The sequence below is a fragment of the Stenotrophomonas sp. 05N423 genome, assembly GCF_056397145.1.
Map to the genome: position 1 here is coordinate 144,935 of NZ_JBFTMV010000007.1, position 26,864 is coordinate 171,798.

Below are 26,864 nucleotides of genomic sequence, written 5' to 3' on the forward strand. Positions count from 1 at the left end.
CGTGACCGCCGCATCGCCACCGCGCCAGCTCCCGCTGAACATCCTCGCGCACAGCGCCACCACCGCGCTGGGCGCGGGACTGGACGCGCAGCGCCAGGCGCTGGCGCAGGGCCGTAGCGGCCTGCGCCGCAACGATTTCGGCGTCGACCCGCTGGACTGCTGGATCGGCCGCGTCGATGGCGTGGAGGACGTGGTGCTGCCGCCGGCGCTGGCCGGTTTCGCCTGCCGCAACAACGCGCTGGCCTGGCTGGCGCTGCAGCAGGACGGCCTGCTCGATGCGCTGGCCGGCGTCGTCGCCCGCCATGGCGCCAACCGCGTGGCGGTGGTGATGGGCACCTCCACCTCCGCCATCGGCGCCACCGAGGAAGCCTATGCGCGCCTGTCCACCGATGTCGAAGGCGTGGCGCATTTCCCGCCGGATCTGCAGCGCCCGCGCATCCACACCCCGCACGCGCTGGGCGATTTCGTCCAGGCCGCCACCGGCCTGCGCGGCCCCTGCGTGACCGTCGCCACCGCCTGCTCCTCCAGCGCCAAGGTGTTCGCGCAGGCCGCACGCCTGATCCACGCCGGTTTCGCCGACGCTGCCCTGGTCGGTGGCGTCGACACGCTGTGCGGCAGCGTGCTGTTCGGCTTCCACTCGCTACAGCTGGTCGCCAGCGCGCCCTGCCAGCCGTTCGACGCGCGCCGCAGCGGGCTGTCGCTGGGCGAGGCCGGCGGCTACGCGGTGCTGGAACGGGCCGACGCCGGCCCGGAAACCGCACTGCAGTTCTGCGGCTACGGCGAATCCAGCGACGCCCACCACATGTCGGCGCCGCATCCGCAGGGGCTGGGCGCGCGCCTGGCGATGGAACAGGCGCTGCGCAGCGCCGGGCTCGAACCCGCGCAGCTGGGCTATCTCAACCTGCACGGCACCTCGACCCCGGCCAACGACAGCATCGAGGCCGCTGCGGTGGCCGCGCTGTTCCCGCCGTCGCTGCACGCCAGTTCGACCAAGGGCTGGACCGGGCACACACTGGGCGCGGCCGGCATCGTCGAATCGGTGTTCGCGCTGCTGGCCTTGTCCGACGGACGGTTGCCGGGCACGCTCAACAGCACGGTTCCCGATCCGGCCTGCGGTCCGCAGATCCGGTTCGACAGCGCGCAGGCGGACATCCGCCATGCGATGAACAACTCCTTCGGCTTCGGCGGCAACAACTGTTCGCTGGTATTCGGCAAGGTGGAATGAAGCATATGCACGAAGCGATCGTCGAAGGCATCGGGTTCTGGGGCAGCGGGCTGCCCGACTGGGATGCGGCCTGCGCCTGGGCGCGCACGGGCCAGCCCCCCGCGCAGGCGCCGGCGCGCCCGGCGCCCACCCTGCTGGCCGCCAACGAGCGCCGCCGCGCCCCGGCCACGGTGGCAGTGGCGCTGGAAGCCGCGCTCGCCGCCTGCGAGGCGGCCGGACGCGAGGCCACGGCGCTGCCTTCGGTATTCGCCTCCACCCACGGCGAGATGTCGATCACCGACTACATGTGCACGACGCTGGCCAGCGATCCGCGCGCGGTGTCGCCAACCCGCTTCCACAACTCGGTGCACAACGCTGCCGCCGGCTACTGGACCATCGGCACCGGCGCGCATGTGCCGGCCACCGCGATCAGCGCAGGGCCCTGCAGCTTCGCGCAGGGCCTGGTCGAAGCGATGGCACAGCTGGCCGCCGGCAGCGAGGCGGTGCTGCTGGTCGCCTACGACGGCCCGTCCTGCGGTCCACTGGGCGAGGTGGCGCCCAGCGAAGGCCTGCTCGGCGTCGCCCTAGTGCTGTCGCGCGAGCCCTGCCCCGGCCTGCCAACGCTGCGCATGGAACTGGCGCAGGGCGCCGGCACGGACGCCGCCGGCATGGCCGGACCGTTGTCGCAGCTGCTGGCCGGCAATGCCATGCAGCCGGCGCTGCCGCTGCTCGAAGCGCTCGCGCTGGAGCACGAACGGGTACTGCTGCCTGCCGGTGCGGACCAATGGCTGCGGATCGATATCGGCCATGGCTGATTCCCGCATGTTGCGCCCGGACAACGTGGCGGTGGTGATCCCGGCGCTCAACGAGGCATTGCGCATCCGCGAGGTGGTGAGCGGCGCACTCGGATTCTTCCCGCACGTGATCGTGGTCGACGACGGCTCCGACGACGGCACCGCCGATTGCATCGCCGATCTGCCGGTCACCGTGCTGCGCCATCCGCAGCGCAGCGGCAAGGGCCAGGCCCTGCGCAGCGGCTTCGCCGAGGCCGCGCGGCGTGGCCTGCACGGCGTGCTGACCATGGACGGCGACGGCCAGCACGCCGCGGCCGACCTGCCGCGGCTGCTGGCCAGCGCCAACCGCCATCCCGGCTGCATCATCATCGGCGCCCGCCTGCGCAAGCGCGCCTCGCAACCGCTGCTGCGGCGGCTGGCCAACGAGTTCGGCGACTGGGGCGTGGCCTGGGGCACGCATTACCAGGTCGCCGACAGCCAGAGCGGGCAGCGCTTCTATCCGGCCGACGTGATCGCGATGCGCGAGGTGCCCGGCGAGGATTTCGTGTTCGAGGCGCAGGTGCTGATCTCGGCCGCGCGGCAGCTGGGCACGCGCTGCGTATCGGTGCCGATCGAGTCGCGCTACCGCGGCGCCGGCAGCGACGAATGCTTCCGTCCCAGCCACTTCCGCCCGCTGCACGACCTGACCCGCATCACCACGCACATCGTGCGGCTGGCGCTGCGCCATGGCCATGTGCGGCAGGTGCACCGCACGATCCGCGCGCATCCACCGGTGATCGACGAAGCGCCATAGCGTCAGGGAGCCGGCGGCGGGGCATCGCCGCGCTCCATGGGCTCCTCAGCCCATGCCGCCGTTGATGCCGATCACCTGGCCGTTGATGTAGCCGGCGTCGTCGCCGCACAGGAAGGCGACCAGTGCCGCCACTTCCTCCGGCTTTCCGGCGCGCGCGGCGGGTACGGTCTGCTTGATCAGTTCCGGCGGGAACGCGTCGGCCGCCATCCTTCCTTCGATCACGCCCGGCGCGACGACATTGACGCTGATGCCGCGGCTGGCCATTTCCCGCGCCAGCGATTTCGAGGCGCCGTGCAGGGCGGCCTTGGCCGCGGCATAGTTGGTCTGGCCGCGGTTGCCGAGCACTGCCGCCACCGACGAGATGCTGACGATGCGGCCCCAACGCGTGCGCGCCATCGGCAGCAGCAACGGCTGGGTGACGTGGAAGAAGCCGTGCAGCGACACGTCGATCACCCGCCGCCAGCGCGCCGCGTCCATGCCCGCCATCGGTGCGTCGTCATGCACGCCGGCGTTGTTGACCACGATCTGGATCGGGCCGTCGGCCAGCAGGGTTTCCAGCGCCGTCGCGGTCGCTTCGCCATCGGCCACGTCGAAGGCCACCGCCTGCGCGCTGCCGCCGGCCGCGCCGATGTCCGCGGCCACCGCCTGCGCCCGCGCCAGGTTGCCATTGGCATGCACGATCACATGCACGCCGTCGGCGGCCAGGCGCCGGCAGATCGCTCCGCCCAGGTCGCCGCTGCCACCGGTGACCAATGCGCGTCGTTTCATGTTCATCGCGGGTCTCCCTGCCTGTCGTTGCCGTCGCCGGCCGGTTGCAGCATCACCGCGGCGCGGCCTTCGGCCAGCACGCGCCCACCGTGGGTGATGCGGAAGCTGTACTGCTGGCTGGTTTCCGCTTCGGCCAATACCTGCGCGGTCGCTTCGATGGCGCCATCGAGATCGTCGATGCGCGCGACATGCAGTTGCACATCGCGCAGCGCCACCAGCACGCCGGGCACCACCGCGCCGCCGCGTTCACGCGCACGCAGGCCACCATGCACGGCCATCGCCTGCGCGCCGTATTCGCACAGGTGGATGGCGCGCAGTTGCCCATCGCCGCGCAGCGGATGCGCCGGATCGCGATGGTTGAAAGCGCGCAGCGCGATGTCCGATGCGGTCCATGCCGCCACTTCGTCCCACAGGCACATGCCGCCCTGGTGCGGCACCAGCTGCAGGATGTCCTCACGCGCCAGCATCGGCGGCCTCCTCCTGCCAGGGCTCGCGCGAAATCAGCAGCGCCAGCGCGAAGTTGCACACCACCCCCAGCGCCACCGTACTGCCGATCGCGCGCAGCACCGGGATCGAGGACAGGCCGAGCAGGCTGAACACCAGCAGCGTCATCGCACTGCACACCAGCAGGCCATGCAGGGTGCGCAGCTGGTCGGCGAGGCTGTCGCCGGCGTGCTCGAAGAACAGGCCGTAGTCCAGGCCCAGGCCGGCGGCGAGGATCAATCCGATCAGGTGGAACAGGTTCAGTTCGACGCCGCTGGCGCGCAGCAGCGCCAGCACCACCAGCGTGGTCAGCACCATCGGCAGCAGCACGCGCAGCACGCGGCGCGGCGAGCGCAGCGCCGCCCACACGGTGGCGGCCAGCAGCAGCACCGCCACCGCCAGCGCCGCCAGCACGCGACCGCGGTATTCGGCCACCAACGATTCGGACGCGTGCTTGAGGTCCAGCAATTCGGCGCCGTGCAGGCGCGCGCTGGTCGCCACCGCGGCCACGTCGTGCAGGCCGCTCAGCGACACCAGCGCCGTGGCGTGGCCACTGCCCTGCAACAGCAGGCCGCCGACCGCAGTCGCCAGCGGCGTGCCGTGCAGATCCTGCGGCTGCAGCGCGGGCGCGCTGCGGGCCCGCTGCAGATCGGCGACGAAGGGTTCGAAGGCATCGTCGCGGAACGGCGTTCCGGCCACCGCCGTGGCCAGCGCGTCGCGCAGCGTGGCCTCGTCCGGCAACCGCTGCTGGCGCTGGCGCTGCAGCGTCGCGCTGGGCAGGTAGCGCGCGGCCATGTCGTAGCGATCCAGCGCGCCGTCGGCGACGAGCTGGTCCAGTACCGGCCGCAGCCGTTCGCTCGCGGCCAGCGTCGCCTGCGCGTCGCCGCCGCGCACGGTGATCACGTAGCGCACGTCGGGCGCCCCCAGCTCGCCACGCAGTTGCGCATCGCGCAGCAGGTCGGCCGTATCCACCGGCGTCAGCTTGCCCAGGTCGTTCTGCCAGAACGGCCCCGGCGCCCACACCAGCACCACCAGCGCAGCAACCGCCAGCACCGCCAGCGAACGCCGCGGGCGCGGCAGCCGCCGGGTGTGGCGCCACAGCCGCGCCAGCCACGCCGAATCGGCGAAATCGCGGGTGGCCGGGTCGACCAGCGCCGGCAGCAGGTAGCGCGTGGCCAGCGCCGCGGTGGCCAGCGCGGTGATGGTGAACACCGACAGCTGCTTCAGGCCCTCGACGCCGGAGAACAGGAAGGTGAGATAGGCGATGCAGGTGGCGACCACGCCGGTGCCCAGCGTCGGCCACAGCGCGCGCACGTTGTCCCACGGCGAGCGGCCGGGACGTTCGTGGCTGAAGAAGTGGATCGGATAGTCCTGCACCACGCCGATCAGGGTGAAGCCGAAAGCGATGGTGATGCCGTGCACGCCATCGAAGGCCAGCGCCACCGCGGCCAGGCCGGCCAGGCCCGCGCTGGCCAGCGGCAGGAAGCCCAGGATCGGCATCTTCCAGCTGCGGTAGGCGACCCACAGCAGCAGGATCATGCCGATCGTATCGATGGTGCCGATGATGCCGGCCTCGTTGGCGGTGCGGTCGCCGATCTTCACCGAGAACGCGCCCGGCCCGCTCATCTCCAGGCGGCTGCCGCTGGCGCCGGCGATGCGCGCGAACGCGGCCTCGATGGTGTCCACCGCCTGCTGCTGCGCGCCAGGGTCGAAACCGGCCGCGCGCGTCTGCACCAGCAGCAGCGCCTGCCGGCCGGTGTGGTCGAACCAGACCTCGTCGATGCGCTGCGGCGCATTGGCCGGTTGCAGCGCCTCGGCCACGCGCAGCACCTGCAGGGTGGGATCGGACGGCAGCAAGGGTTCGACCAGTCCGCCTGCAGGCGAGCCCAGGTCCTGCAGCCGCGCCTGCAGCTCGTCGTGCAGGCGATCGGCGCTGAAAGCGTCGCCCGGCAGATCGTCGATCAGGTAGCGATAGGGCAGCAGGCGTTCGGGGAATGCCTCCAGTCCGGCCTGCCCGCCGTTGGCGACCAGTTCGAACTGCGGATCGGCCGCCAGCGCCGCGTGCAGTTGCCTGGACTGCTCCGCCAGTTGTTCCGGCGCCGCGCCGGACAGCGCCAGCAGCAGCAACCGCGCGCCGGGACCCTCGCCCAGTTCGTCGAGCAGCAGCTTCTGCGCCGGGGTGCGCGCATCGGGCATGAACTTGCGCAGGTCGCCGCTGACCTGCATGCGCCCGCTCACCCAGGCAGTGAGCAGGCCCAGCAGCAGCATCCAGCCGATCGCCAGGCCGATGCGCCGGCGCGGTGTGAGCTTCAACGGCGGCTCCCGGCCGGCGCCGAAGCATCGCGTGTGCCGTCATGGCACAGCGCGGCCAGGGCATCGGCCTGGCGCACGCCACTGGCGTCACCGGCCGCGCCGCCGAGCAGGGTGCGCTGCAGCTCGCCCCGCGCCGGCTGCGTCTCGATGCAGCGCAGTTCGCCGTCGCGGCCGCGCAGGGTCACCGCGCGCACGCGCGCGGCCAACACCTGCGCCTTGGGTGTGAGCACCAGTTGCCAGTGCTGCGCGGTGCCGGACGCCTGCAGGCGATAGGCCTGCTCCAGCGCGACCAGGTCGCCGGACAGCAGGGCGCCGAAGCTGGCCTGCAGGTCCGACAGCTCCGGCACGCGCTGCAGCGAGAACACGCGCGGCGGCTTGCCGGCGCGCTCGATGCTGACCTTGCCGCCAGCAATCGTGGTGGTTTCTGCATAGGGCACGCGCACTTCGCGCACCAGCGTGCCGGCGTCCGGACGCCGGTACTGGCCTTCCACCCGCAGCGGTTCCTTCAGCAGCGCCGAACCGCGCAGTTCGACGAAGCCGGTCTGGCTCGGCGCCGGTTGCGCCAGATGGCGCAGGATCCACCCCGCATCAACGTCGGCCGCCATCGCCGGCGCGCTGCCGCAGGCGGCCAGGAATGCCGCCAGCATCCAGCGGCGCGGGGAGTGAGGCTTCGGAATGCCAGAAATCATAGAAATTGAACCAGTTCCAGGGAGCGCCGCGCAGATGGTGTTCCAGCCTGCCGGCATAACGGTGAACCAGCGCCGACAAGGCCTCGGCGCGCTGCGCACGCGGCACATCGAGCGCCGGCGCGAACGGCTCGAACAGCAGATCGTAGCGGTTGCCACCGCGGTACAGGCCGAAGGCCAGCATCACAGGCGCTTTCAGCACGCCGGCGATCAGCCACGGCGCGGTCGGAAACGGCGCCGGCGTACCGAGCAGCGGCGCGGACAGCGCGGCTTCGCCCGGCCGCGCGCGGTCCACCAGCAGCGCCACCATCGCGCCTTCCTCAAGCGCCTGCTGGATGGCGAGCACCACCGCAGGTCCGCCCTGCCCCGCGTCGATGATGCCCGCGGCCAGGCCCGGGTCGAGTTCGGCCAGCAGCTCGGTGATGGCGGCATTGTGGGCGCGGTCCAGCAGTACCCGCAGTTTCAGGTCCGGTCGCTGCCGGCCCAGTGCGCGCAGCGCGTCGAAGCTGCCCAGGTGCGAGCCGAACAGCAGCACGCCACGGCCTTCATCCAGTTGCTCCAGTAGTTGCTGGGTGCCATCGGTGCGGATGTCGAACAGGTTCATGCGCCCACCGAGCAGGAACACCCGGTCGAGGATGGTCGCGGCGAAGGTATGGATGTGGCGCGCCACGTCCCACAGGCCGGCGCGGCGGCCCAGCGCGCGGCCCAGATAGGCGCGCGAGGCGCGGCGTTCGCTGCCCCGCACCAACAGGAAATAGGCGGTGATGGGGTACAGGCAGAGCCGGGCGATGCCGCGCCCGCCATGGCGGGCGATGCCCGCGATCAGGCGGATCGCGGCGCGGCCGCCGCCCTCGGGCCGGCGCTTCCAGTCGGCGTCGCTCATGCCGCCGCATCCCCGTCGACGGCCACCAGTTCGCCGCGTGCCAGCAGCTCGTCGCCGCACCATACCCGGAACTTCCAGCGCGGCACCTGCCCGTCCAGTTCGATCCGCGCGACCTGCCCGGGCAGCAGCGGCGCCATGAACTTCACCTGCGGCAGGCGCAGGGCCTGGAACGGTACGCCGGCCGATGCCTCCGCCGCGCGCAACACCTGTTCCAGCACCACTACGCCCGGCACCAACGGCCTGCCCGGGAAATGGCCGGGCAGGCAGGGATGGTCATGGGGAATGGTGAACTGCATGGCGTGGCGGGCGGCGGCGTGGGCCACAGGATACCCGCGGCCCATCGCGTTCAACGCAGCAGATCACGCCAGAACGCCGGGCCGAGCTGCCCCATCTGGCGCACGAACTGGCCGGCGCTGCGGTAAGGCCGCTGCGGGAACAGCCGGCAGCGCAGTGCGTATTCGGCCACGAAGAAGCCGCCGATCAGGCCCCAGTCGGCGACGTTCGCGCACCACGACCACTGCGCATGGCTCAACGGCCAGCGCGGCTGCCGGCCGAACGCGGCCAGCAGGCCATCGGGCACCGCGCTCATCGCCAGTGCCAGGTTGATTGCCGCCAGCAGCGCCAGCAGCAGCGCCCACGCCGCGGTCAGGCGCCGCGTATAGCGCTCCAGCCGTTCCTCGACCGGCACACCGGCGCGCGCATGCAGGGCCTGCACGATGCGGGTGATCAGCGGCACCCGGCCCGGCCACAGCGAGCGCGCGAAGCCCCAGGCCACCAGCAGCGGGAACACCACCGGTGGCGCCAGCAGCAGCATCCACGCCCACGGCGAACGCCCCAGCCAGGCCAGCAGCAGCCCCGCTGCCAGCAGCGCGGCCCAGGCCGCCGGCCGGCGACGGCCCAGCGCATCGAGCAGGCACAGCAGCACCAGCCCGAACAGCGCCAGCGCGGCCCAGCCGCCCTCGCTGCGCAGGCTGGCCACATGCGAGAGCACCGGATAGGCCAGCAGCAGCACGATCCGCAGCAGGCTGGCGGCCGGCCCGTGGCCGGGCGCGTGGCCGGCGCCGCTCATGGCGTTCAGGCGGTCCGGTTGGCCTGCACGTGCGCCGACAGCGCGCGCAGCGAGGCGAAGATGCGGCGGTTGTCGTCGTTGTCCGAGCGCAGCTGGAAGCCGTAGCGCTTGCCGATGGCAAGGGCCAGTTCCAGCGCGTCGATCGAATCCAGGCCCAGCCCGTCGTTGAACAGCGCCGCCTCCGGGTCGATCGCCGCCGGGTCCACGTCTTCCAGGTTCAGGCTCTCGACCAGCAGTCCGGCCAGCTCGCGCTCGGCCTCGGTTTGTTGCGACATTGCCACTTCCATGAAGAGATGATGCGCAACGATCCGGTATCGCCGCCCGCGGCGCAACCATGGCCGCCGCGGCGCGCGCGGTATCATGGCGCTTTCTGCAGCACCGATCCGCCGCGCGATGACGTCCCTGTTCCCCTGCCCTGCTTCCGTTTCCCCGCTCGCCCACCCTGCCGGCCGCCATGGCCGCGGGAGCGTGCGATGAACGCGGTTTCCGGCTTCGCGCCCGCCGTCGGGCTTGAGGTGGACTACGCCGATCCGGCGCAGCTGCCGGCCCTGTTGGCCGATCCGCAGGTGCTGGCGGTATTCGGCTTCCAGGCCGGCGACGCGGCCCCCGCCAGCGACGACCCGCGCTACCTGCAGGTCGGCCTGCAGCCCGAGGGCGAACCGCGGCTGGAAGTCTGGCGCGGCACCGGCACGGTGCGCAGCGGCCGCGAGGTCGACGGTCTGGCCTGGGCCAGTGACGGCGCGCTGATGTTCGGCGCACTGCAGATCGACGAATCCAGCCACGGCGGCATCCTCGAAGCCGGCGCGCACGCCTATGCGCGGCTGCTGTCGGCGCTGCCGCAGCACGGCTACCCGCATCTGCTGCGCATCTGGAATTACCTGGACGCGATCACCGAGGGCGAGGGCGACGACGAGCGCTACCGCCAGTTCTGCATCGGCCGCGCGCGCGGCATCGGCACCATCGACGCCGGCACCCTGCCCGCAGCCACCGCCATCGGCCGCCTGGATGGCGTGCGCGTGCTGCAGGTCTACTGGCTGGCCGCGCGCGTGCCCGGCACGCCGCTGGAGAACCCGCGCCAGGTCAGCGCCTGGCGGTATCCGCGCCAGTACGGTCCGCAGTCGCCCAGCTTCGCCCGCGGCATGCTCGCCGCGCCTGGCAACGCGCTGCCGCTGCTGCTGTCGGGCACCGCCAGCGTGGTCGGCCACGCCACGCTGCACGGCGAGGACACGCTGCGCCAGCTGGAGGAAACCTTCGCCAACCTCGATGCGCTGGTAGGCACGGCGCGCGCGCGTCTGCCTGCATTGCCGGCGCACTTCGGCGCTGGCAGCCGGCTGAAGGTCTACGTGCGCGACGCGGTGGAGATCCCGGCGATACGGCAGGCGCTGTCGCGGCATCTGCCGCCGGAAGTGCCTTACATCGTGCTGCACGCGGAAGTGTGCCGGCGCGATCTGCGGGTGGAGATCGACGGGGTACACGGCGCCTGACCGCGGTTGCGGTTGCGGTTGCGGTTGCGGTTGCGGTTGCCCGTGATTTTGCTGCTGCCCTTGGCTTTTGACTTCCGGGGCCCCCTTCCGTAGCGACGGAGCCGACGGACAAGACCCCGCAGGGGCGACGTGCAGGGATGCACGTCGTTTTTCGACGAGACAGGGATGTCTCGTCGAAAAATCCCGGCGGCGGAGTGGACCCGGAGTGCCGCAGGCACGGAGGGCGCGTAGGCAGGGGCGTGCTTTCTCTTGGTTACTTCTCTTTGCACGAGCAAAGAGAAGTAACTCGCTCCTGCGTAGCAGGAGTGAAAGCCTTGCTTTCAAGCTTAAGTTTTGGCTCTGCACTGTTGCTTTAGCTGTTGCCGTTTGTCTTTGAAAAGCCGAAGCAGCGGCAGAAGCAGGATCAAAGGCTTTCGCTCCCCTTCGGGGCGCGAGCTACTTTGACCAGCCATTCGGCTGTTGAAAGGCTCTTCTTTGCTCGTGCAAAGAAAAGATAGCCAAAAGAAGCGCTTTTCCAACAGCCGAATGGCTGGTCAACACGGGCCGGGACGCGATCCGTCGGGCTGCGCCCGCCGGTTCCCTGCGCTCCTCGCGTGCCGAGGGGACGGCGCACAACTCGCTTCGCTCAGACACGTGCGCCTCTTCGCCCCTCGTCACGCTGCGGTGCTCGGCTCGCTCTACGGCCGGGGTGAGTCAAAAACCAAGGGCACAGCAAAATCACGGGCAACGGCAACGGCAACGGCAACGGCCGGATTATTCGCCGCCCCGCAGCAACGCCAGCACCGCATCGCGTGGCAGCTTGCCCGTCTCGTTGCGCGGCAGGCACGCCACCCTGCGCAACGGGCGCGGCAGGAACACCGGATCCATGCCCGCGCGCAGTTCGCGCAGGATGTCCGCCTCCTCGCGCTCCGGCGCCACCACCAGCGCCGCGATGCGGCCCACCGCATGGCCCGGCTCCGGGTCCAGCTGCACCATCACCGCATCGCGTACACCGGACACCGCCTGCAGGCGCCGCGTCAGGTCGCCCAGCGAGGCGCGCTTGCCGGCGATCTCCAGCAGGTCCGCACGCCGGCCACGCAGCAGGAAACGCCCTTCCGGCAGCAGCTCGACCAGATCCGCCAGCAGCACCGCCGCAGGCAGGTGCTTCGCATGGACCAGCGTGCCGTCCTCCCGCGGCTCCAGGCGCACGCCCGGCAGCAGTGTCCACGCCTGTTCGCGCGCGGTGCGGCGGCGGGCAAAGATGCAGGTCTCGGTGGAACCGAACACTTCACGCACTTCCGTGGCGAAGCGCGCTTCGGCCGCTTCGGCCAGCAGCTGCGGCAACGGCGCGGTGGCGGTGACGATGCCCGCCAGCGGCGGCAGTTCCACGCCCGCTTCGACCAGCGCCTTCAGGTGCACCGGCGTGGTGACCAGCAGCCGCGGCGCAGGCACGTCGGCCAGTGCCTGCGCCACGTCCTGCGGAAAGAACGGCCGGCCGGCATGCAGCACCGCCGGCGCCAGCAGCGGCAGCAGCACCGACATCTCCATGCCGTACATGTGCTGCGGCGGCACCGTGGCGACTACCGAAGGCATGTGCCCGCCCCACAGGTCGCCCAGCGCCTGCAGGTTCTGCGCGGTGCTGGTCACGAACGCGCCCCAGGTCTTGGGGTTGGCCGCCGGCGCGCCGGTACTGCCCGAGGTGAAGCCGATGGCGACCAGTTGTGCCGCATCCAGCTGCGGGATATCGCCCGGCAGGCGCGGCAGTTCCTCCGGCAACGCGAACCAGCCCGCCGGCAGCACATCAGGGGCGATGTCGCCCAGGCACCAGGCCTGCCCATGGCGTTGCTGCACATCGGCCACCACCGCCGGCGCGCGCGAGGGCGGCAACAGGTTCACCTGCCCGCGCAGGGCGACCGCGCAGAAACCGACCAGGAAACGGTAGCGGTCCTCGCACAGGTTGACCGCATGGTGGCCGGGAGGCAGCAGGGCCGCCACGCCGCGCACGTGTTCAAGGAACGTGGACAAGTCGATCGGCGAATCGGCCATCGCCGCCAGCGGCCGCTCGGGCGCGCCAACAGCGAGAGGATGCAGGGAAGAAGAGATCGGATGGACGGCGGGCACGCGGGACAACCTTCAGGGAAAACCGCCGCGGAACGAAGGCGCGGCCGGCGCCCAGCATAGCTGGTGGCGGAAACCGGACAAACGCGGAGCCGGCGCCGGACCGCCTGCCACACCGGCTTCCAGGCGGTTTGCCGGCTTCGCCCATGACCTGTGGCCCAGCCCCGCAGTGGACCGGGCTGCTAGGCTTTGCCGGTTTTCTCCACCGGTGCCCGCGATGTCCAGACTCCTGCCCTTGTCCCTGCTGCTGTTGGCCGCCGCTGGCGGTGTCCATGCCGCGCCCACGCCGATCACCATCGAACAGGCGATGGCCGACCCGGACTGGATCGGGCCGCCGGTGGAATCGGCCTGGTGGTCGTGGAATGGCCAGCAGGCCGAGTACACGCTCAAGCGCAAGGGCAGCCCGGTGCGCGACACCTTCCGCCAGCCGGTGGCCGGCGGCGCGGCCGCGCAGGTCGCCGACGACCAGCGCGGCACCCTGGACGCGGCCAACCGCGTCTACGACCGGCAGCGCCAGCGCATGGCCTTCGTACGCAACGGCGACGTGTTCGTGCGCGACCTGCGCAGCGGCGCGCTGACCCAGCTCACGCGCGGCAACGAGCGCGCCACGGGCGTGGATTTCGCCACCGATGGCGGCCTGGTCTGGAACGTCGGCAACAACTGGTACCACTGGAACGCCGGCAACGGCGCGATCGCCCTGGTCGCCCAGCTCAAGGCCGAGAAGAACCCTGCCGACGCGCCCAAGGCCGACGTGCTGCGCGACCAGCAGATGCGCACGCTGGAAACCCTGCGCCGCGACCGCGCCCAGCGCGACGCGCTGCGCGAGCAGGGCGAGCGCTGGCGCCAGGCCGACCCGACCCGCGCACCGGGCCCGGTCTACCTGGGTGCCGACGTGGAGATCGTGGACAGCGTGCTTTCGCCCGATGCCACCCACCTGATCGTGGTGACCAAGCCGAAGAACTTCGAGGACGGCCGCGGCGGCAAGATGCCGCTGTACGTAACGGAATCCGGCTACGAGGAGGCCGAGGACACCCGCACCCGCGTCGGCCGCAACGGCTTCGCGCCGCATACGCTGTGGTTCGTCGACGTGGCCAGCGGCCAGGTCCGCCCGCTGGCGCTGGACGCCCTGCCCGGCATCGGCACCGATCCGCTGGCCGCGCTGCGCAAGGCCGCCGGCAAGGAGCCGCTCAAGGGCGACCGCACCGTGCAGGTGATGAGCGACTTCATGGGCGGCGGCATCCGCTGGAGCGCCGACGGCAAACAGGCGGCGGTGATGCTGCGCGCCAACGACAACAAGGACCGCTGGATCGTCAGCGTCGGCGACGACGGCCGCATGCAGAACCGCCATCGCCTCACCGATCCCGGCTGGATCAACTGGGGCTTCAATGATTTCGGCTGGATGGCCGACGGCCGTACGCTGTGGCTGCTGTCCGAGGAATCGGGCTTCTCGCACCTGTACACCCAGTCCGGCACCGGCAAGCCGCGCGCGCTGACCAGCGGCAAATGGGAAACCTCCGCGCCGGTGCCCTCGGCAGACGGCAAGGGCTTCTACGTGCTGTGCAACCCGCAGGCGCCGCACGACTACGAGGTGTGCGGCGTGGATGCCGCCAGCGGGCAGGTGCGCGAGCTCACTGATCTCAACGGCGTGGAGGATTTCTCGCTCTCGCCCGACGGCCAGCAGCTGCTGGTGCGCTACTCCGGCGCCTACCTGCCGGCGCAGCTGGCGGTGGTGCCGGCCGCGGGCGGCAGCGCGCGCGTGCTCACCGACACCCGCAGCGCCGAGTTCAAGGCGCGCGAGTGGATCCAGCCGCAGCTCGTCGCGGTGCCGTCGAAGCACGGCGCCGGCGTGGTCTGGGCCAAGTACTACGGCCCCGCGCAGAAGGAACCGGGCCGGAAGTACCCGGTGGTGATGTTCGTGCACGGCGCCGGCTACCTGCAGAACGTGCACCAGCGCTACCCTACCTACTTCCGCGAGCAGATGTTCCACAACCTGCTGGTGCAGAAGGGCTACATCGTGCTGGACATGGATTACCGCGGCAGCGAGGGCTACGGCCGCGACTGGCGCACGGCCATCTACCGCAACATGGGCCACCCGGAGCTGGAGGACTACCAGGACGGCCTGGACTGGCTGGTGGAAACCCAGCAGGGCGACCGCGACCACGCCGGCATCTACGGCGGCTCCTACGGCGGCTTCATGACCTTCATGGCGCTGTACCGCGCGCCGGGCACGTTCAAGGCCGGCGCCGCGCTGCGCCCGGTCGGCGACTGGCACCAGTACAACCACGGCTACACCAGCAACATCCTCAACACCCCGGACATCGACCCGGAGGCCTACCGCGTGTCCTCGCCGATCGAATACGCCGACGGCCTGCAGGACCACCTGCTGATCGCCCATGGCATGATGGACGACAACGTGTTCTTCCAGGACTCGGTCAACATGACCCAGCGCCTGATCGAACTGCACAAGGACAACTGGTCGATCGCGCCGTACCCGCTGGAACGCCACGGCTTCACCCGCGCCGATTCCTGGCTGGACGAATACAAGCGCATCCTCAAGCTGTTCGAGGAACACCTGAAGTAAGCGACAAGGGCGGCCACTGGCCGCCCTTGTCGCGTAGGAGCGCACTTCAGTGCGCGAAAGGGCTTTACCGGTAGAGCCCCATCGCGCACTGAAGTGCGCTCCTGCGGCATCACCTGCAATGGAGCCCGCCTTGTTCCCCATCCGCATCGTCACCGCGGTGATACTCGACGACGCCGGCCGCGTGCTGGTGGTGCGCAAGCATGGTTCGGACACCTTCATCCAGCCCGGCGGCAAGCGCGAACCCGGCGAGGACGCGCTGTGCACGCTGGCGCGCGAACTGCATGAGGAACTGGGCGTGACGCTGCGCATCGGGGACACGCTCGTCCTCGGCACCTTCGAGGACGACGCGGTCAATGAACCGGGACGGCGCGTGCAGGGCGAATCGTTCCTGGTCCGGGTGGATGGCATGGCGCATGCGCAGGCGGAGATCGCCGAACTGGCCTGGATCCCACTATGCCCGCCCCATGGCGTGAAGCTGGCACCGTTGAGCGGGCGCCACATCCTGCCGGCGGCGGCACGGCGGATGACGGGGGCTGGGCAAGCCGGCTGAAGCCGGCGATAGTGCGCTCCACCGTTTCCCGCAGCGTACCCGCGTGATCCAGCTCGCACCTCCTCCGCTTCGTCCCGCGCGTCCGGCGGCGGCTTCCTTTGTCGATATCACGGCCAGGCTGTCGCTGGTGATGGCCGGCCTGTCCATCGCCTGGAGCCTGTTCCAGTTGCTCCTGGTGGCGGCGCTGGGCCGGCTCGACCCGGTGGGCTGGCTGCAGCAGCAGGGGTTGCCGGTGCCGGCGGCGATGCAATGGGTCGCGCGGCACGCGCTGTCGCTGACCCTGCTGATGCTGCTGCTGTCCGTTGCCCTGCTCGCGGTGTCGTGGGCGCTGCTGCGCCGCCAGGAATGGGGACGGATCGGCTTCATCGTGTTCCTGGTCGTGGTGGCCCTGGCCAACTTCGCCATGCTGCCGCTGGTCGACAGCATGTTCGCGGCGATGCAGTCCATCCTGCCGTCCGGCTTCCAGGATTCGCCCGATGGCCGGGAAGCCCTGGCGCAGATGCAGGCCAGCCGCTGGACCGCGCTGCTCGGCGCCAGCGCCACCGCGCTGGCCTTCGCCGGCCTGCATGGCTGGCTGGTCATCAAGCTGTGCCGCGACGAGGTACGCGCGCTGTTCCGCTGAGTGCCTGCGCTACAGTACGCGTATGGACGATTTCGAACGCGTACGCGACTACCTCACCGGCCTGCAGGACCGTATCTGCCAGGCCATCGAATCGGCCGACGGCCGGGCCCGCTTTGTCGAAGACCGCTGGCAGCGCGCGGAAGGCGGCGATCACTCCCGGCCTCCTGCCTCCCATGGCACTGGCCCATCCCTGGGCGGCGGTGGCCGCACCCGCGTGCTGCGCGATGGCGCGGTGTTCGAACAGGCCGGCATCGGTTTCTCCGACGTGGCCGGCACCCGCCTGCCGCCTTCGGCGTCGGCGCATCGCCCGGAACTGGCCGGCGCCTCGTGGCGCGCGTGCGGCGTGTCGCTGGTGTTCCACCCGCTCAACCCCTACCTGCCCACCACCCACGCCAACGTGCGCTACTTCCAGGCCGAACGCGACGGCAAGGCGGTGGCGGCCTGGTTCGGCGGTGGCTTCGACCTGACCCCGTTCTATCCGTTCGACGAGGACGTGCGCCACTGGCACGAAACCGCACGCGACCTGTGCGCGCCATTCGGCGAACAGCGCTACAACGAGCACAAGCGCTGGTGCGACGAGTACTTCTTCCTCAAGCACCGCAACGAGACACGCGGCGTCGGCGGCCTGTTCTTCGACGACCTGCATGGCGATTTCGCACGCGACTTCGCCTACCTGCGCGCGGTAGGCGATGGTTTCCTCGATGCCTACCTGCCCATCGTCGCGCGCCGCAAGGACATGCCCTATGGCGAACGCGAACGCGAATTCCAGCTGTACCGGCGTGGCCGTTACGTCGAGTTCAACCTGGTCTACGACCGTGGCACGCTGTTCGGCCTGCAGAGCGGCGGGCGCAGCGAGAGCATCCTGATGAGCCTGCCGCCGCGCGTGCGCTGGGAGTACGGTTACCAGCCCGACGCCGGCAGCGACGAAGCGCGGCTGGCCGAGTACCTCGTCCCGCGCGAATGGCTGTGACGGAAGCACGGCCGGGCCACGCCCGGCTGCTTCCGTAGCCCCCGCCAGCAGGAACGGCCGTCAGTCTGGCGACGGCACCTGCCCATCCTGGCGGCGCGGCACGATGGTGATGTGGCCGTTGATCTCCAGCAGCGCCAGCTCGACCTCCTCGATGCCGCGGCATCCCTGCTGGCGCATCGCCGCGTCGAAATCGGCATGCGTGATCAGCTCGCGGCGCAGCACCGAGCCCAGCAGGCGGCCATCGCGCGCGATCAGCACCGGTTCGCCCTCGATCAGCCGTTCCATGCGCTGGTTGCGCGTGGTGAGCCAGCCCACCGCGTAGTTGATCGCGATCAGCGTCGCCGCCAGCAGCAGGCCACCGGCGAGCGAGGTGTCCTGTCCCAGCAATGCGTTCTGCACCGCGTTGCCCAGCAGCACGATCAGCAGCACGTCGAACGGCGTGATCTGACCCAGCGCACGCTTGCCGGTCAGCCGCACCATTCCCAGCACCACGACGTAGACCACCACCGCACGCAGGATGAATTCCCACCACGGCATCGCCAGCGCGAACATGTCCGACATCGGCCTGCATCCCCGTTCCTGTCTGTCCCGCCATGATGCCCAGCCCGTCGCCGCTGCGCACGCGCGAATCCGGGGGGAGGCTGCCGGAGCCTCGTCACGGCTGAGCGCATTGCTGACGCCCATCGGCGGGCCGATATGGAAAGTGCAAAAAAAAAGCCCCGCCGACCAGGGGGGGGTCGACGGGGCTGGAGGAGCGGCGATTTGGGGAGGAATCCCCGCTCCGAGATCTGCTCCAGGGGATGGGAGAGATCCGCGACAGGCGTTGCACCTGTCACGGGCTATATGACCACCACGGACATTGATGGTTCGTGAAGAACAGCTATTTATTTCGGGATGATTAAGGAGATATTCATCCGAAAAAGAAGGTCCGCTTGATTGACCTCGCAATGCATTACGCAACGTTCCAGCAATGGCATTGCAAGCGTTAAATAATTGGAAATCCGTGCGGTTCGTTGCAAACGAACGGCATGCATCGAAAACCTCACTGCCACCTATTCGCTGCACGAATACCTTGTGCCCAGAAACGCATGGCTCTTCGGCAACTGCTCCCAGGCGCATCACGCACGGGCGGAATGAAGGACTGCGACAACCACCCGTGCGCTTGGCTACGCACCAATGTAGTGGATTGCCGTCAGTGCGCTTCATCCCAGTTGTCGCCCACCCCTGAATCCACCACCAGCGGCACCCGCAGTTCCGCCGCGGCGGTCATGCGCGACTCCACTTCCCCGCGCAGCGTGTCGATGAAGTCCGCATCGGCCTCGAACACCAGTTCGTCGTGCACCTGCAGGATCATCTGCGCGCGCTCGCGGTGCGCGGCGAGCCAGCCGTCCACGCTGACCATCGCGCGCTTGATGATGTCGGCCGCAGTGCCCTGCATCGGGGCGTTGATCGCGGCGCGCTCGGCACCAGCGCGCAGGCCCTGGTTGCGGGCGTGGATGTCGTTCAGATACAGGCGTCGGCCGAACAGGGTTTCCACGTAGCCCTGTTCGCGCGCCTGCACGCGCATGCGCTCCATGAAATCGCGCACCGCCGGGTATCGGCTGAAGTACAGCGCCACGTAGTCCTGCGCCTGCCCACGGTCGATGCCCAGGTTCTTGGCCAGGCCGAAGGCGCTCATGCCGTACATCAGGCCGAAGTTGATCGCCTTGGCGGCGCGGCGCTCGTTGGTGGTCACCTCTTCCAGCGTGCGGCCGAACACTTCGGCGGCGGTGGCGCGGTGCACGTCCACGCCCTGTTCGAAGGCGCGGATCAGGCCCGGGTCCTCGGACAGGTGGGCCATGATGCGCAGCTCGATCTGCGAGTAGTCACAGGCCATCAGCCTGCGTCCCGGCGGCGCGACGAAGGCCTTGCGGATGCGGCGGCCGTCGTCGGTGCGGATCGGGATGTTCTGCAGGTTCGGATCGGACGAAGACAGCCGCCCGGTGGCGGCACCGGCCTGGTGATAGCTGGTGTGCACGCGGCCGGTGTCGGGGTTGACCATCTCCGGCAGCTTGTCGGTATAGGTACTGCGCAGCTTGGCGAGGCCTCGGTATTCGAGGATCACGCGCGGCAGTTCGTGCTGCTCTGCGATGGCTTCCAGCGCCTCCTCGTTGGTGCTGGGCTGGCCCTTGGGCGTCTTCACCAGCGCCGGCAGGCCGAGTTCATCGAACAGCACCGCCTGCAGCTGCTTGGGCGAATCCAGGTTGAAGCTGCGTCCGGCCAGTCCGGTGGCCTTCTGCTGCGCGGCGAGCATGCGCGAGGACAGGTCCGCGCTCTGCCGCCGCAGTTCGGCGCTGTCGATGCACACGCCGTTGGCCTCGATGCGCGCCAGCACCGGCACCAGCGGCATCTCGATCTCGCGGTAGACCTTTTCCAGCGCCGGTTCGGCTGCCAGCTGCGGCGCCAGCGCGCGATGCAGGCGCAGGGTGATGTCGGCGTCCTCGGCAGCGTAGTGGCCGGCCTCGTCGATGCCCACCTGCGAGAACGAGATCTGCTTGGCGCCCTTGCCGGCGACTTCCTCGAACTTGGTGGTGGTGTAGCCGAGATAGCGCTGCGCCAGCGAATCCATGTCGTGGCGCGTGGCGGTGGAGTTGAGCACGAAGCTCTCCAGCATGGTGTCGTCGGCGTACCCGTCCACCTCCACGCCATGGCGCCGCAGCACGTGGATGTCGTACTTGCCGTGCTGGCCGAGCTTGCGCTTGCCTGCGTCCTCGAGCAGGGGGCGCAGCGCGTCCAACACCTGTGCCGTCGGCAACTGCACCGGCGCGCCGGGGTAATCGTGGCCGACCGGGATGTAGGCGCCCTTGCCCGGCTCGACCGCAAGGCTCACGCCGACCAGCCGCGCGCGCATCGCGTCCAGCGCATCGGTCTCGGTATCGAATGCGAACTCGGCGGCGGCCTGCAGGCGTTCGACCCAGGCCTGCAGCTGCTCATCGGTGAACACGGTTTCGTACTCGCCCTTGTCCGCCATCGCCGGATCGGTCTCGATGGCAGGCGCACTCTCGCTGGACCGGGCGAAACCCGCGGCGGTGCCGCGCAGGCTGACCTTGGCCTCGTCGGCGGCGGCCGGCGCCGCGACACCCCCCAGTTCGCGCAGCGCCTGGGTGAAGCCATAGCGGGCATACAGTTCGCGCAGGCTGTCCACATGCTGGTCGCGCAGGCGCAGATCGCGCGGACCCTGTTCCAGTTCCACATCGGTGCGGATGGTGACCAGGTCGCGGTTGAGCGGCAGCCGAGGCAGCGCGGCGCGCAGGTTCTCGCCGATCTTGCCCTTCATCGCCGGCGCGGCGGCGATCACGCCGTCCAGCGTGCCGTACTCGGCCAGCCACTTCGCCGCGGTCTTGGGGCCGCACTTCTCCACGCCGGGCACGTTGTCCACGGTGTCGCCCATCAGCGCCAGATAATCGACGATCTGGTCGGCACGCACGCCGAATTTGTCCATCACCGCGTCATCCGAACCGGTGCGGCTGCCGGTCATGGTGTTGACCAGCTCCACACCCGGGCGCACCAGCTGGGCGAAATCCTTGTCGCCGGTGGAGATGGTCACCTCCAGCCCGTCGGCGGCGCCGGCCAGGGCCAGGGTGCCGATCACATCGTCGGCCTCCACGCCTGGCACGCGCAGGATGTCGATGCCCAGCGCGTGCACGATGTCGCACATCGGCTGCACCTGCGCGCGCAGTTCGTCGGGCATCGGCGGGCGGTTGGCCTTGTACTCTGCGTACAGGTCGTCGCGGAAGGTCCTGCCCGGCGCGTCGACCACGAAGGCCACGTAGTCGGGCTTTTCCTTCAGCGTGGCGCGCAGCATGTTGACCACGCCGAACAGCGCGCCGGTAGGCTCGCCGGCGGCGTTGGACAGCGGCGGCAACGCGTGGAACGCGCGGTACAGGTAACTGGACCCGTCGATCAGGACTAATCTGCTCATGCGCCGATTCTACGCGGCCGGACCGGAGACGACGCGCGCATGAGCCGCACGCAGGCATAATCCGGATGGACACCGATGCGAGGAGCCGCCGTCATGAAACACCTGCTGCTGATTCCCCTGCTTGCCCTGGCCGGCTGCGCCAGCATGGGCCGGGACGCCGATGCGCCGCCGGTGGACGTGACCGGCGCCGAAGTCACCCGCCGTGCCATGGACAACGGCGACACCATCGAGGAATACCGCGTCGGCACCCAGCTGCGCATGGTCAAGGTCACCCCCGCGCGCGGCGCGCCGTTCTACCTCTATGACCGCAACGGCGACGGCCGCATGGACAACGACAAGGACGGTGTGTCGCCGGTCTATTGGAAGCTGTACAGCTGGTGATGTCGTGGCAGATGCGGAGCGGGACCCGCTCACACCGCGGCGGGCCGGCCTGGCCCGCCGCGCTGCAAAGCCGCCGCGATCCATCACGTAGAGCGGGCTTGGGCTTGAGCAGGCCGCGCTTCCGCGACACCAAAAGAAAAGCCCCCTTCGGCAACGATGGCGATGAAGGGGGTACGCTGAAAATGGAAGACACCGGCCACAGGCCACCGCCGGGACGCCGCATCGCGGCATCCCGGGCCGGTCAGGCAGGAGGGTGCGTCAGCGGATCACCAGCACCGGCACCGTACTGCGCGCGAGCACCTCGGCGGTCTGGCTGCCGAGCAGCACGCGGGTCACGCCACGGCGGCCATGCGAAGTCATCACCAGCAGGTCGCAACCACAGGTATCGGCGGTCTCGATGATGCCGTCGGCGGCGTAGCGGTCCAGCACATGGTGGCCGAGCACCTCGGCCACGCCGGCCGCGCGCGCGGCGTCCAGCGACGGCTGCAGGATCTTCTGTGCCGCGGCCTCGCGGTCCTGCTTGTACTCGGGGCTGGCCTCATAGCCGGCGCTCCAGCCCATGGCGTCGTACATGCCCACGGCCCACGGCTCGGAGACGGTGACGATATCGACCTTCGCGCCGAGCTGTGCGGCGAGTTCAAGGCCCTTCTGCAGCCCCTTGGCGGCAAGCTCGGAACCATCGGTCGCGATCAGGATGCGCTTGTACATGGCGGTTCTCCTTGGGAAGGGTGAGAGGACACCATTGCACACCCGATGTTGCCGTCGTGCATTGAGCCGGATCAAACGGCCGGCGGCTCCGCCGGCCTTCCGCGGCCCGAGGGCCTACAGCACGGTCAGGTTGGCGTAGGCCATCACCAGCCACTTGCTGCCGGCCTCGGCGAACTCCACCTGCACGCGCGCGTGCGCGCCGCTGCCCTCGTAGTCGGTCACCATGCCTTCGCCGAACTTCGGATGGGTGACCAGCGCGCCAAGTTTGACCGGCGGAGCTTCAATGGCGGCGTGGCCCATCACCCGGCTGGTGCCCAGCGAGGCCGGGCGCGAGACCTGCACCCTGGGCCGCACTTCGTGCAGCAGCTCGCGCGGGATCTCGCGCAGGAAGCGCGACGGCAGGCTGTAATTGTCCTGGCCATGGATGCGGCGCGACTCGGCGTAGCCCAGCACCAGCTTCTGCCGCGCGCGGGTGATGCCGACGTAGGCCAGGCGGCGCTCTTCCTCCAGTCGTCCGCTCTCTTCCAGCGAACGGGCACCGGGGAACAGCCCCTCCTCCAGTCCGGCCAGGAACACCAGCGGGAATTCCAGGCCCTTGGCCGAATGCAGTGTCATCAGCTGCACCCCGTCCTCATCGGCCTGGGCCTGGCCTTCACCGGCCTCCAGCGAGGCGTAGGACAGGAACGCGACCAGCTCGCTCATGTCGGCGGCGCCCTCCTCGTCCACGTCGCGCTGGATGAAGCGCGAGGCCACCGACACCAGTTCGTCGAGGTTGTCGCTGCGCGATTCCGAATCGAGCGCGTTGCGGCTCTCCTTGCTCCAGTGATCGCGCAGCGCCGAACGCAGCAGCACGTGGTCGATGCGCTCGGCCAGGGTCATCTGCGCGGTTTCGCCACCGATCTGCTGGACCAGGTTGATGAAACCGGCCAGCGCGTTCTTCGCGCGCGAAGTGAGGTCGTTGCCCTGGGTGGCGAGCATCGACGCCTCCCACAGCGACAACGCCTGCATGCGGGCGATGCGGCGCACTTCGTCCAGCGTGCGCTCGCCGATGCCGCGCGTCGGCGTGTTCACCGCGCGCTCGAACGCCGCGTCGTCGTTGCGGTTGGTCAGCAGCCGCAGGTAGGCCAGCGCATCCTTGATCTCGGCGCGCTCGAAGAAGCGCATGCCGCCATAGACGCGGTACGGCACCTGTTCGGACAGCAGCGCTTCTTCGAAGGCGCGCGACTGCGCGTTGCTGCGGTAGAGCACGGCGATGTCGCCATAGCTGCCGCCGTCGCGCACCCACTGCCGCGCGCGCTCGACCAGGTAACGCGCCTCGTCCATTTCGTTGTAGGCGGCGTACAGGTCGATCGGTTCGCCGTCGCCGCTGTCGGTCCACAACTGCTTGCCGATGCGGTCCGGGTTGTGCGCGATGACCGCGTTGGCGGCATTGAGGATGTTGGCGCTTGAGCGGTAGTTCTGCTCCAGGCGGATGGTCTGCGCGCCCGGGAAATCCTTGAGGAAGCGCTGCACGTTCTCGACCTTGGCGCCGCGCCAGCCGTAGATGGCCTGGTCATCGTCGCCGACCACGAATACGTTGCCCGAATCGCCGGCCAGCACGCGCACGAAGGCGTACTGGATGGCATTGGTGTCCTGGAATTCGTCGACCAGGATCTCGCGGAAGCGCGCGCGGTAATGGGCAAGCAGCACCGGGTTGTCGCGCAGCAGTTCATGCGCACGCAGCAGCAGCTCGGCGAAATCCACCAGCCCGGCGCGATCGCAGCGCGCCTGGTACTCGATGTAGGCCTGGCGCATGGTTTCCAGCCAGGCGTCGTGCGGCTCCGGCTGGATATGCTGCGGGCGGCGGCCCTCGTCTTTCTGCGCGTTGATCCACCACGCGATCTGCTTGGCCGGGAACTTGCCGTCGTCCAGTTCCAGCGCCTGCACCACGCGCTTGACCAGCCGCAGCTGGTCGTCCGAATCCATCACCTGGAACGCTTCGGGAAGCTTCGCGTCAGCCCAGTGCAGGCGCAGCAGGCGATGGGCCAGGCCGTGGAAGGTACCGATCCACATGCCGCGCGCGCCATTGCGCAGCTGCAGGTCGATGCGATGGCGCATCTCGCCGGCGGCTTTGTTGGTGAAGGTCACCGCGAAGATGCCGTGGGTCGGCACGCCGTGCACTTCGTTGAGCCAGGCGATGCGGTGGGTGAGCACGCGGGTCTTGCCGGAACCGGCGCCGGCAAGGATCAGGTAATGGCCGGGAGCAGCAGAAACGGCCTCGCGCTGGGCCGGGTTCAGCCCGTCGAGCAGGTGGGAAACATCCATGCTGGTGATTTTACGGTATTGCCGGGGTTCTCGATCGCCAAGCCCCCATGCACTTGACATTCATGACAAACGGAGGGAGCGTTTGGCCGCAGCTACAGGATCCTTTCGCAGTTGCCGCCCCCCGTTAGAAGTCCATCACAATACCAAGGAGTCGGTTATGAGCAGAGTGTTGTCCAGCCTTATCGCAACCTTCCTTCTAACCGCGGCGCACGGCGCAGCATTTGCCGAATCACCTGCGGAAACCAAGTCTCCAGCTGCCCAACAGGTATTGCCGGTGCTGGTGAAAGTAAGCACGCAGGGCAAGATTACGGACGTCAGGCCGGCTTCTCGGCTGCCTACCCAGATGGATCGCCTGTTGCGTGCCAATCTGGAGGAATTGCTGGCCAGAGACGGAAAGTCAAAATTCACGGAAAGCGACCAGTTTGTCGCAAATATGGCACTCGACGCCGTCCCGACCACAGACGGAAAGCAATCCGTCAAGTTTTCGCTTATTTCTTCCCAACCGGTGCCTTCCGGAGCCTGGGCATGGACACGCGTTGACAATCGTCGCCTGGTGCTGGTCAACCAGGACCAAAGGCTTGACCACAGCCCGCAAACGATACGGGCACCTGTGACCTCGTTTTCAAGCGTTCCATCATCATCGGGCGGCGGCGGAAATACTCCGCCTGCTGGCGGGAAGAGCCATAGCTGACAGGAAATTCGGGGACGGCACCCCGGAACATGGCAACGGCACCTGAGATCAGGTGTCGTTGTCAATGAAGCTGGCGCAATGCCGTCAGGGCTGCCTGTTCTGCCTGCCCGCGCAGTTCCGGTATCGCCAGGCTTTCCCACAGGCGGCCAATGCGCAGGCTGCCGACGATCCGCACGCGCGGTTCGGGCGCGCCGTCGGCGTCGAGCAGGCTGCCGTCCGCCGCGCTGTCGATGCCGATGCCGTGCGGGCCGGGGCGGGCGACGCCGCTGCCCAGCATCTGCTGCAGCAGCGGGTTGCGCATGGCCTGCGCGCGCATCTCCACGCCGGTGGCGTTGATGACGCACTGCGCGTCGAGCTGGAACGGCTGCCGGTGCGGGTCGAGCGCACCCAGGTGCACGCAGGCGCCCTCGGCGATCGCGGTTTCCAGACGGCCGCGATGCAGGTGCAGGCGGCCCTGTCGCCGCAGCTCCATCAGCTGCGCATGCACCGGCGCGGCGATGCGGTGCCGGTGCACGTCCCAGTAGCGCACCACGTGGCGCAGGAAGCGGCGCTGGTCGTCGAAGGACAGTGACTGCCACAGCGCCTGGCCCAACGGCCGGATGCGCTCCATCACGTTCTGCCACGGAATGCCGCGCAGCGCGGCATCGGCGGCATGGCGGCGCAGCGCGCGCACGCGCTGGCGCAGGTTCATCGCCAGCAGCGGTCCGGGGTCGTAATCGGCGGCCGGCCCCCTGGCATGCGGCAGCGGCAGCAGCGCATGACGCGAAAGCACATGCACCTGCCCGCGGTGCCCGGAGGCGGCAAGCGACACCACGCTGTCGGCCATGCTCAACCCGGAGCCGACGATGGCCACGTCGGCGGTCGCGGCGATGTCCTGCACCGCGTCGAAATCCCAGGCCTCGATGCGCTTGCCCGGCGGTACCGCGCCGGCGCCGCGCGCGGGCAGCGGCCGCAGCGCATTGCCGGCGCACAGTGCCACCGATGCGGCCAGCAGCGGCTGCCCCGAGTCCAGTTGCAGCATGATGCCGTCGGGTTGTTTTTCCAGGGAGACGACGCGTGCGGCGCGCACATCCAGCTGCGCCGGGCTGGCATCCACCGCTTCCTGCAGGCGCTGCCGCAGATAGGCCGCGTAGTGGTGGCGCGCGACGAAGGTCTGCGCCAGCGTGTCGCGCTCGATGCCAGGAAAGGCGTCCTGCACGATGAGGTAATCGAGGAAATCGTCGGGCAGGTCCGGGAAGCCGCTCATCTTGCCGGCGGGCACATTAAGCAGATGCTCGGGATAACGCGTGGCATAGGCGACGCCGCGGCCGAGCGGCAGCTGCGGCTCGACGATCGCCACGCGCAGCGCGCCGGTGGCGCCGCGCAGCACGCCGATCGCGGTGAGCACGCCGGCGGCGCCGCCGCCGATGATCGCGATGTCGCAGGCCTGCATCTGGTCGGAAACTGTCATGCGCCGATTGTAGGCGATGCCGCCGCCACGGCCTGATACCGCCGCCGCATGTACTGATGGAACACGCTGATG

At 69.5% G+C, this 26,864-nt stretch carries 24 protein-coding genes; 10 read left to right on the forward strand and 14 right to left on the reverse strand.

Annotated elements, in window-relative coordinates; translation table 11 throughout:
* Position 1: 1 nt before the first annotated feature.
* The 3 genes from AC1DGW_RS12465 to AC1DGW_RS12475 are packed head-to-tail and all read left to right on the forward strand — an operon-like array spanning position 2 to position 2,791.
* Positions 2-1,225 carry a beta-ketoacyl-[acyl-carrier-protein] synthase family protein gene (locus AC1DGW_RS12465; RefSeq protein WP_478023375.1) on the forward strand — a complete coding sequence of 408 codons (1,224 nt, stop codon included), beginning with the start codon at positions 2-4 and terminating at the stop codon, positions 1,223-1,225.
* Between the two features lie 5 nt (positions 1,226-1,230).
* Positions 1,231-2,019 carry a beta-ketoacyl synthase chain length factor gene (locus AC1DGW_RS12470; protein ID WP_478023527.1) on the forward strand — a complete coding sequence of 263 codons (789 nt, stop codon included), beginning with the start codon at positions 1,231-1,233 and terminating at the stop codon, positions 2,017-2,019.
* A complete protein-coding gene (locus AC1DGW_RS12475) occupies positions 2,012-2,791 on the forward strand; it encodes a glycosyltransferase family 2 protein (protein ID WP_478023377.1) in 780 nt (259 codons plus the stop codon). Before AC1DGW_RS12470 ends, AC1DGW_RS12475 begins: the two co-directional genes overlap by 8 nt.
* A 45-nt stretch (positions 2,792-2,836) precedes the next feature.
* On the opposite strand, the gene fabG is transcribed toward AC1DGW_RS12475, so the two are convergent.
* The 8 genes from fabG to AC1DGW_RS12515 are packed head-to-tail and all read right to left on the reverse strand — an operon-like array spanning position 2,837 to position 9,268.
* Entirely contained in the window at positions 2,837-3,565 is a 729-nt protein-coding gene (gene fabG / locus AC1DGW_RS12480; RefSeq protein ID WP_478023379.1) for a 3-oxoacyl-ACP reductase FabG, read from the reverse strand.
* Entirely contained in the window at positions 3,562-4,026 is a 465-nt protein-coding gene (locus tag AC1DGW_RS12485; RefSeq protein ID WP_478023381.1) for a hotdog family protein, read from the reverse strand. Before AC1DGW_RS12485 ends, fabG begins: the two co-directional genes overlap by 4 nt.
* Entirely contained in the window at positions 4,013-6,310 is a 2,298-nt protein-coding gene (locus AC1DGW_RS12490) for an MMPL family transporter (RefSeq protein ID WP_478023529.1), read from the reverse strand. The genes AC1DGW_RS12485 and AC1DGW_RS12490 overlap by 14 nt, the downstream gene beginning before the upstream one ends.
* A gap of 41 nt (positions 6,311-6,351) precedes the next feature.
* Positions 6,352-7,002, reverse strand: coding sequence for a LolA-related protein (locus AC1DGW_RS12495; RefSeq protein WP_478023383.1), 651 nt, complete (start codon positions 7,000-7,002; stop codon positions 6,352-6,354).
* Complete coding sequence (locus AC1DGW_RS12500; protein ID WP_478023385.1) at positions 6,944-7,924, reverse strand: LpxL/LpxP family acyltransferase; 981 nt, start codon at positions 7,922-7,924, stop codon at positions 6,944-6,946. Before AC1DGW_RS12500 ends, AC1DGW_RS12495 begins: the two co-directional genes overlap by 59 nt.
* Complete coding sequence (locus AC1DGW_RS12505) at positions 7,921-8,220, reverse strand: ApeI family dehydratase (RefSeq protein ID WP_478023531.1); 300 nt, start codon at positions 8,218-8,220, stop codon at positions 7,921-7,923. The genes AC1DGW_RS12500 and AC1DGW_RS12505 overlap by 4 nt, the downstream gene beginning before the upstream one ends.
* A 50-nt stretch (positions 8,221-8,270) precedes the next feature.
* Positions 8,271-8,993 carry a ketosynthase gene (locus AC1DGW_RS12510; RefSeq protein ID WP_478023387.1) on the reverse strand — a complete coding sequence of 241 codons (723 nt, stop codon included), beginning with the start codon at positions 8,991-8,993 and terminating at the stop codon, positions 8,271-8,273.
* Positions 8,994-8,998: 5 nt separating this feature from the next.
* The gene (locus AC1DGW_RS12515; protein ID WP_478023389.1) at positions 8,999-9,268 is read right to left on the reverse strand and encodes a phosphopantetheine-binding protein; all 270 of its coding nucleotides are present in this window, start codon (positions 9,266-9,268) and stop codon (positions 8,999-9,001) included.
* A gap of 198 nt (positions 9,269-9,466) precedes the next feature.
* Between AC1DGW_RS12515 and AC1DGW_RS12520 the strand changes: the two genes are divergently transcribed.
* Positions 9,467-10,477, forward strand: coding sequence for a chorismate transformation FkbO/Hyg5 family protein (locus AC1DGW_RS12520; RefSeq protein WP_478023391.1), 1,011 nt, complete (start codon positions 9,467-9,469; stop codon positions 10,475-10,477).
* A 753-nt stretch (positions 10,478-11,230) separates the two neighbouring features.
* Here the strand turns inward: AC1DGW_RS12520 and AC1DGW_RS12525 are convergent.
* Positions 11,231-12,577: an AMP-binding protein gene (locus AC1DGW_RS12525; protein WP_478023394.1), complete on the reverse strand. Its 1,347-nt coding sequence runs from the start codon at positions 12,575-12,577 to the stop codon at positions 11,231-11,233.
* Positions 12,578-12,791: 214 nt separating this feature from the next.
* Between AC1DGW_RS12525 and AC1DGW_RS12530 the strand changes: the two genes are divergently transcribed.
* From AC1DGW_RS12530 to hemF, 4 genes are all read left to right on the forward strand, one after another.
* Entirely contained in the window at positions 12,792-15,155 is a 2,364-nt protein-coding gene (locus AC1DGW_RS12530; protein ID WP_478023396.1) for an alpha/beta hydrolase family protein, read from the forward strand.
* A gap of 118 nt (positions 15,156-15,273) precedes the next feature.
* The gene (locus tag AC1DGW_RS12535) at positions 15,274-15,705 is read left to right on the forward strand and encodes an NUDIX hydrolase (RefSeq protein WP_478023398.1); all 432 of its coding nucleotides are present in this window, start codon (positions 15,274-15,276) and stop codon (positions 15,703-15,705) included.
* Positions 15,706-15,835: 130 nt separating this feature from the next.
* Entirely contained in the window at positions 15,836-16,327 is a 492-nt protein-coding gene (locus AC1DGW_RS12540; RefSeq protein ID WP_478023400.1) for a hypothetical protein, read from the forward strand.
* Positions 16,328-16,349: 22 nt separating this feature from the next.
* A complete protein-coding gene (hemF, locus tag AC1DGW_RS12545; protein WP_478023402.1) occupies positions 16,350-17,297 on the forward strand; it encodes an oxygen-dependent coproporphyrinogen oxidase in 948 nt (315 codons plus the stop codon).
* Between the two features lie 60 nt (positions 17,298-17,357).
* On the opposite strand, the gene AC1DGW_RS12550 is transcribed toward hemF, so the two are convergent.
* Both AC1DGW_RS12550 and polA read right to left on the reverse strand, forming a co-directional pair.
* Entirely contained in the window at positions 17,358-17,858 is a 501-nt protein-coding gene (locus AC1DGW_RS12550; protein ID WP_478023404.1) for a DUF421 domain-containing protein, read from the reverse strand.
* A gap of 631 nt (positions 17,859-18,489) precedes the next feature.
* Complete coding sequence (gene polA, locus AC1DGW_RS12555; protein ID WP_478023406.1) at positions 18,490-21,258, reverse strand: DNA polymerase I; 2,769 nt, start codon at positions 21,256-21,258, stop codon at positions 18,490-18,492.
* 93 nt (positions 21,259-21,351) lie between these two features.
* Between polA and AC1DGW_RS12560 the strand changes: the two genes are divergently transcribed.
* Positions 21,352-21,639, forward strand: coding sequence for a DUF2782 domain-containing protein (locus AC1DGW_RS12560; RefSeq protein WP_478023408.1), 288 nt, complete (start codon positions 21,352-21,354; stop codon positions 21,637-21,639).
* Positions 21,640-21,897: 258 nt separating this feature from the next.
* Here the strand turns inward: AC1DGW_RS12560 and AC1DGW_RS12565 are convergent, their stop codons facing one another.
* Positions 21,898-22,347, reverse strand: coding sequence for a universal stress protein (locus AC1DGW_RS12565; RefSeq protein WP_478023410.1), 450 nt, complete (start codon positions 22,345-22,347; stop codon positions 21,898-21,900).
* Positions 22,348-22,461: 114 nt separating this feature from the next.
* Positions 22,462-24,651, reverse strand: a complete 2,190-nt coding sequence (gene uvrD, locus AC1DGW_RS12570) for a DNA helicase II (RefSeq protein ID WP_478023412.1) — start codon at positions 24,649-24,651, stop codon at positions 22,462-22,464.
* 157 nt (positions 24,652-24,808) lie between these two features.
* Here uvrD and AC1DGW_RS12575 point away from each other — a divergent pair, with 157 nt between their 5' ends.
* Positions 24,809-25,342 (forward strand): hypothetical protein, encoded by a 534-nt coding sequence (locus AC1DGW_RS12575; protein ID WP_478023415.1) that lies wholly within the window; start codon positions 24,809-24,811, stop codon positions 25,340-25,342.
* A 61-nt stretch (positions 25,343-25,403) separates the two neighbouring features.
* Here AC1DGW_RS12575 and AC1DGW_RS12580 read toward each other — a convergent pair whose 3' ends face one another.
* Positions 25,404-26,792 carry an FAD/NAD(P)-binding protein gene (locus AC1DGW_RS12580; protein ID WP_478023419.1) on the reverse strand — a complete coding sequence of 463 codons (1,389 nt, stop codon included), beginning with the start codon at positions 26,790-26,792 and terminating at the stop codon, positions 25,404-25,406.
* Positions 26,793-26,864: the final 72 nt, after the last annotated feature.

Coding starts and splice junctions, on each gene's coding strand:
- hemF (WP_478023402.1), top strand. CDS start 16,350: ATGGACGATTTCGAACGCGTACGCGACTACCTCACCGGCCTGCAGGAC.
- AC1DGW_RS12565 (WP_478023410.1), bottom strand. CDS start 22,347: ATGTACAAGCGCATCCTGATCGCGACCGATGGTTCCGAGCTTGCCGCC.
- uvrD (WP_478023412.1), bottom strand. CDS start 24,651: ATGGATGTTTCCCACCTGCTCGACGGGCTGAACCCGGCCCAGCGCGAG.
- AC1DGW_RS12500 (WP_478023385.1), bottom strand. CDS start 7,924: ATGAGCGACGCCGACTGGAAGCGCCGGCCCGAGGGCGGCGGCCGCGCC.
- AC1DGW_RS12560 (WP_478023408.1), top strand. CDS start 21,352: ATGAAACACCTGCTGCTGATTCCCCTGCTTGCCCTGGCCGGCTGCGCC.
- AC1DGW_RS12530 (WP_478023396.1), top strand. CDS start 12,792: ATGTCCAGACTCCTGCCCTTGTCCCTGCTGCTGTTGGCCGCCGCTGGC.
- fabG (WP_478023379.1), bottom strand. CDS start 3,565: ATGAACATGAAACGACGCGCATTGGTCACCGGTGGCAGCGGCGACCTG.
- polA (WP_478023406.1), bottom strand. CDS start 21,258: ATGAGCAGATTAGTCCTGATCGACGGGTCCAGTTACCTGTACCGCGCG.
- AC1DGW_RS12535 (WP_478023398.1), top strand. CDS start 15,274: ATGGAGCCCGCCTTGTTCCCCATCCGCATCGTCACCGCGGTGATACTC.
- AC1DGW_RS12550 (WP_478023404.1), bottom strand. CDS start 17,858: ATGTCGGACATGTTCGCGCTGGCGATGCCGTGGTGGGAATTCATCCTG.
- AC1DGW_RS12575 (WP_478023415.1), top strand. CDS start 24,809: ATGAGCAGAGTGTTGTCCAGCCTTATCGCAACCTTCCTTCTAACCGCG.
- AC1DGW_RS12475 (WP_478023377.1), top strand. CDS start 2,012: ATGGCTGATTCCCGCATGTTGCGCCCGGACAACGTGGCGGTGGTGATC.
- AC1DGW_RS12495 (WP_478023383.1), bottom strand. CDS start 7,002: ATGCTGGCGGCATTCCTGGCCGCCTGCGGCAGCGCGCCGGCGATGGCG.
- AC1DGW_RS12540 (WP_478023400.1), top strand. CDS start 15,836: ATGGCCGGCCTGTCCATCGCCTGGAGCCTGTTCCAGTTGCTCCTGGTG.
- AC1DGW_RS12490 (WP_478023529.1), bottom strand. CDS start 6,310: ATGCTGCTGCTGGGCCTGCTCACTGCCTGGGTGAGCGGGCGCATGCAG.
- AC1DGW_RS12580 (WP_478023419.1), bottom strand. CDS start 26,792: ATGACAGTTTCCGACCAGATGCAGGCCTGCGACATCGCGATCATCGGC.
- AC1DGW_RS12510 (WP_478023387.1), bottom strand. CDS start 8,993: ATGAGCGGCGCCGGCCACGCGCCCGGCCACGGGCCGGCCGCCAGCCTG.
- AC1DGW_RS12520 (WP_478023391.1), top strand. CDS start 9,467: ATGAACGCGGTTTCCGGCTTCGCGCCCGCCGTCGGGCTTGAGGTGGAC.
- AC1DGW_RS12505 (WP_478023531.1), bottom strand. CDS start 8,220: ATGCAGTTCACCATTCCCCATGACCATCCCTGCCTGCCCGGCCATTTC.
- AC1DGW_RS12515 (WP_478023389.1), bottom strand. CDS start 9,268: ATGTCGCAACAAACCGAGGCCGAGCGCGAGCTGGCCGGACTGCTGGTC.
- AC1DGW_RS12470 (WP_478023527.1), top strand. CDS start 1,231: ATGCACGAAGCGATCGTCGAAGGCATCGGGTTCTGGGGCAGCGGGCTG.
- AC1DGW_RS12485 (WP_478023381.1), bottom strand. CDS start 4,026: ATGCTGGCGCGTGAGGACATCCTGCAGCTGGTGCCGCACCAGGGCGGC.